We start from the raw sequence: 4,724 nt of genomic DNA, 5'->3' as shown, positions 1-4,724 counted from the left end.
GCATTTTTTCATAACAATTTTATTTAAGTACATCAAGCCAACTATTTTGGATATTGATAATTTTTAAATAATAATTGATGAATCAATTAAAATATTTAACCATACAAAATTTTATTTCTGAAAAAGGAATAACAACAAATGCGATTACACTTTCCTATCAGTTATTTGGTAAAAAGTTGCATACGGCGCCTATTGTTTTGGTAAATCACGCATTAACAGGGAACTCTGATGTCACAGGTGAAAATGGCTGGTGGAAAGATGTTGTCGGTGAAAATAAAGTTATAGATACCCAAAAATATACAGTAATAGCTTTTAATATTCCCGGAAACGGATATGATGGATTTGTAATTGAAAATTACAAAGATTTTATAGCTAAAGATATTGCTCAATTATTCCTGATTGGACTTCAAAAATTACAAATTAACGAGCTGTTTGCTTTAGTTGGTGGTTCATTAGGTGGTGGTATTGCTTGGGAAATGGCGGTGTTAAACCCTATAGTTGCTAAACATTTAATTGTTATAGCAACCGATTGGAAATCAACCGATTGGCTTATAGCAAATTGTCAGATACAAGAACAGTTTTTAACAAATTCAAGCAATCCAGTTCATGATGCTCGTATGCATGCCATGTTGTGTTATAGAACACCTGAGTCTTTTAAAGAACGCTTTCAACGTTCAAAAAATGAAGACTTAGAAATTTTCAATGTCGAAAGTTGGTTGTTGCATCACGGTAATAAACTGCAAGAACGTTTTCAGTTATCTGCTTATAAATTAATGAATCAGTTATTAAAAACAATAGATGTCACTAAAAATAGAGGTGAGAATATTTTAAATTCAATTAAAGCCAATATTCATATTATTGGAGTAGATTCTGATTTGTTTTTTACCGCAGAAGAAAACAGAGAAACACAAAAAAAATTAGCATTGTTAAATCTGAATGTAACCTATAACGAAATTAATTCGGTACACGGGCACGATGCATTTTTGATAGAATATCAACAATTAGAAAAAATAATAGCACCAATTTTTAACAAAAGCTATAAAAATAATAAAATGAAAGTTATAAAGTTTGGAGGGAAATCATTAGCAAATGGATTAGGACTAAATAGCACATTGGCTATAATTAAAAATAAAATTAAGGAAGGAGAACATATAGCTGTTGTTGTTTCTGCCAGAGGGAAAACAACAGATTATTTAGAAGCTATTTTAGAAAAAGCCAAGAATAATTTGTCGTATTTAGAAGATTTTGAGATACTTAAAAACTATCAAACAGTAATTGATGAAACTATTGATTTTTCAGAAGAATTTAAATTACTTGAAGAAATTTTTAAAGGTGTAAGCTTGTTAGGTGATTATAGTCCAAAAGTAAAAGATCAAGTACTTTCTCAAGGAGAAATTTTATCGGGAAAATTAATTGCTTTTTTATTAAATAAGCAAGGTGTTAAAGCGAATTTTGTAGATACACGTACATTAATAAAAACCAATGATACATTTGGGAAAGCACAGCCTCTTCACAGTATTTCAAAAGAAAATGTAATTAAGTATTTTAAAAATAATAGAGATACAACTCAAATAATAGCAGGTTTTATTGCCTCTAATTTACAAGGAGAAACAACCACTTTAGGAAGAAATGGCAGTAACTATACAGCTGCTTTAATCGCTAATTTTTTAAATGCTGAAGAGCTTCAAAATTATACACATTTAAATGGGATTTATACAGCAAACCCTGATTTAGTTGAAAATGCAAAGAAAATAGAAAAACTTACCTATCAAGAAGCCAATGAAATGGCAAATTTTGGAGCTGATATTTTGCATGCCAAAACGATTATTCCATTGATAGAGAAAAATATTCCATTGCGAATTTTAAACACATTTGACCCCGAGAATCAAGGGACTTTAATTAGTTCTGATACTGAAAGAGAAGGTATTAAATCATTATCAGTTCAAAAAGAAGTTACGTTGGTAAATGTAGTTGGGAGAGGTTTATTAGGAAAAGTTGGTGTTGATGGTCGAATTTTTGGTGCATTGGCAAAAGAAAATATTAGTGTTAGTATTATTTCTCAAGGTTCTTCAGAGAGAGGTATTGGTTTTATAGTAGATGCAAAAGATGGAGATAAAGCAAAAATAACACTTGAAAATGAGTTTAAAAATGAGTTTGAGAGTAAAGATATTAGTCAGATTTACTTAACTAAAAATATTTCAGTAATATCAATTATTGGTCAAAGTTTGTATTCCTTCAATCAGCCGTATAGTGCATTAATTAAAAATCATATTACACCTATTTTAATAAACAACACCGTTACAGGTGAAAATGTTTGTCTGGTGGTGAAAAAAACAGATTTACATAAAGCAATAAATGTAATTCACGGAGAAATATTTGGAGTTTCCAAAAATATCAATATCGCTATTTTCGGAAAAGGTTTGGTTGGAGGAACTTTAATTGAACAAATTTTTAAAAGTCAGCATAATATTTTGAAACGTAAAAATATAAAATTAACCATTTTTGCTGTTGCAAATTCAACAACTATTTTGTTGAATAAAAAAGGAATTTCAACTAATTGGGAAGGTAAATTTGAAAAGGATTCTATAAAAAACTACACCATTAATAATGTTATTGACTTTGCCGAAAAACATCATTTAGAAAATTTAATAGCTATAGATAATACGGCAAGTGGTGAATTTATTAAAAATTACGCGAAGTTAATAGAAAACGGGTTTGATTTAATTTCGTCAAATAAAATTGCGAATACGGTCAGATATACTGCTTATAAAGCATTGCGTGATAAAATAAAAGAAAATAACAAAACATATTTGTATGAAACAAATGTTGGCGCAGGATTACCATTAATTGAAACCATTAAATTATTGCATGATTCAGGTGAAAATATTACTAGAATTAGAGGTGTTTTTTCGGGGTCTTTAAGTTATTTATTTAACAATTATTCAATTCAGGATAGACCGTTTAGTGAAATTTTAAAAGAAGCAATTGAAAATGGTTATACTGAACCAGATCCTCGTGAAGATTTATGCGGAAATGATGTAGGAAGAAAATTATTGATTTTAGCACGTGAACTGGATTTACAAAATGAATTTGAAGATGTTAAAATTCAAAATTTAATTCCGGAAAACTTAAGAGAAGGAACAGCGGCAGAATTTTTAGATAATTTGGATAAAATGGATGCGTATTACCAAAGTATAAAAGAGAATCAAAAAGAAAATTATGTACTTCGGTATATTGGAGATTTGTTAGGTGATTTACAGCAAGAAAAAGGAGATTTAGAGGTTAAATTAATTTCGGTTCCTGCTAATAGTGCTTTAGGTCAACTACAAGGTGCCGATGCAATTTTTGAAATTTATACAGAATCTTACGGAGAAAAACCTTTAATAATCCAAGGTGCAGGTGCAGGAGCAGCAGTAACTGCTCGTGGTGTTTTTGGAGATATTTTACGATTGGCAGATAAGAATTAGAAAGCAAAAGATAGAAGAGTGATGCCATTATGAGGGAGTGGTTGCTGAGCGGAGTCGAAGTAAAACGACTGTGGCAATCTCTTTATTGGAAGGCAAAAGGTTAAAAACTAAGATTAAACAAAATTAGGAATGAAAATCAAGTCTTTGTTTTAGCCAAAGTAAATAATAGAATATAAAGAACAACAAATACGAAAAAAAAATGAGCAAAAACCATTTTGAAACAGACGCAATTAGAACGCAATTAGAACGTTCTCAATTTCAAGAACATTCAACACCTTTATACTTAACTTCAAGCTTTGTTTTTGAAGATGCTGAAGAAATGAGAGCCTCGTTTACAGAAGAAAAAGAACGAAATATTTATTCTCGATTTAGCAATCCAAACACAACTGAATTTGTTGAAAAAGTTGTACAAATGGAAGGGGCAGAAGATGGGTATGCATTTGCTACAGGAATGGCGGCGGTGTTTTCAACTTTTGCAGCATTGTTAAATAGTGGAGACCATATTGTTTCAGCTCGTTCAGTATTTGGTTCAACACATACCTTATTTACCAAATATTTTCCAAAATGGAATATTACTACATCTTATTTTGATATCAATAAACCTGAAGAAATAGAAAGTTTAATTCAGCCTTCAACAAAAATTCTATATGCTGAATCTCCAACCAATCCCGGAGTTGATATTATAGATTTAGCATTACTAGGTGCCATTGCCAAGAAACATAATTTATTATTGGTGATAGATAATTGTTTTGCAACACCTTATATTCAACAACCTATTAAATTTGGAGCAGATTTAGTACTGCATTCTGCAACCAAATTAATGGATGGTCAAGGGCGTGTTTTAGGAGGAGTTGTAGTTGGAAAATCTAATTTGGTACGAGAAATTTATTTATTTTCTCGAAATACAGGTCCGGCATTATCGCCTTTCAATGCTTGGGTGTTGAGCAAAAGTTTAGAAACCTTGGCTGTAAGGGTTGAAAAGCACTGTGAAAATGCGTTAAAATTAGCTGCCTTTTTAGAAAACCATAACAAAGTTTCAACAATTAAATATCCATTTTTAAAATCTCATCCTCAGTTTGAAATTGCTAAAAAACAAATGAAATTAGGCGGAAATATTTTGGCAATAGAAGTAAAAGGAGGTTTAGAAGCAGGTAAAAAGTTTTTAAATACCATAAAAATGTGCTCCTTATCAGCCAATTTAGGTGATACACGTACTATTGTTACACATCCCGCATCTACAACACATAGTAAACTTTC

General features: G+C 30.6%; 2 protein-coding genes. Both read left to right on the top strand.

What is annotated here, in order from left to right; genetic code table 11:
• The first annotated feature begins 74 nt into the window (after positions 1–74).
• Positions 75–3,467 (top strand): bifunctional aspartate kinase/homoserine dehydrogenase I, encoded by a 3,393-nt coding sequence (gene thrA, locus L3J60_RS13305; protein ID WP_291976055.1) that lies wholly within the window; start codon positions 75–77, stop codon positions 3,465–3,467.
• A gap of 199 nt (positions 3,468–3,666) precedes the next feature.
• A partial coding sequence (locus L3J60_RS13300; protein WP_291976054.1) for an aminotransferase class I/II-fold pyridoxal phosphate-dependent enzyme occupies positions 3,667–4,724 on the top strand: 1,058 nt, incomplete at its 3' end.

It is taken from the genome of Lutibacter sp. (assembly GCF_021647475.1).
GTDB lineage: Bacteria > Bacteroidota > Bacteroidia > Flavobacteriales > Flavobacteriaceae > Lutibacter.
Note: the sequence above shows the minus strand (reverse complement) of the source record. Positions and strands in the feature narration are given on the sequence as shown.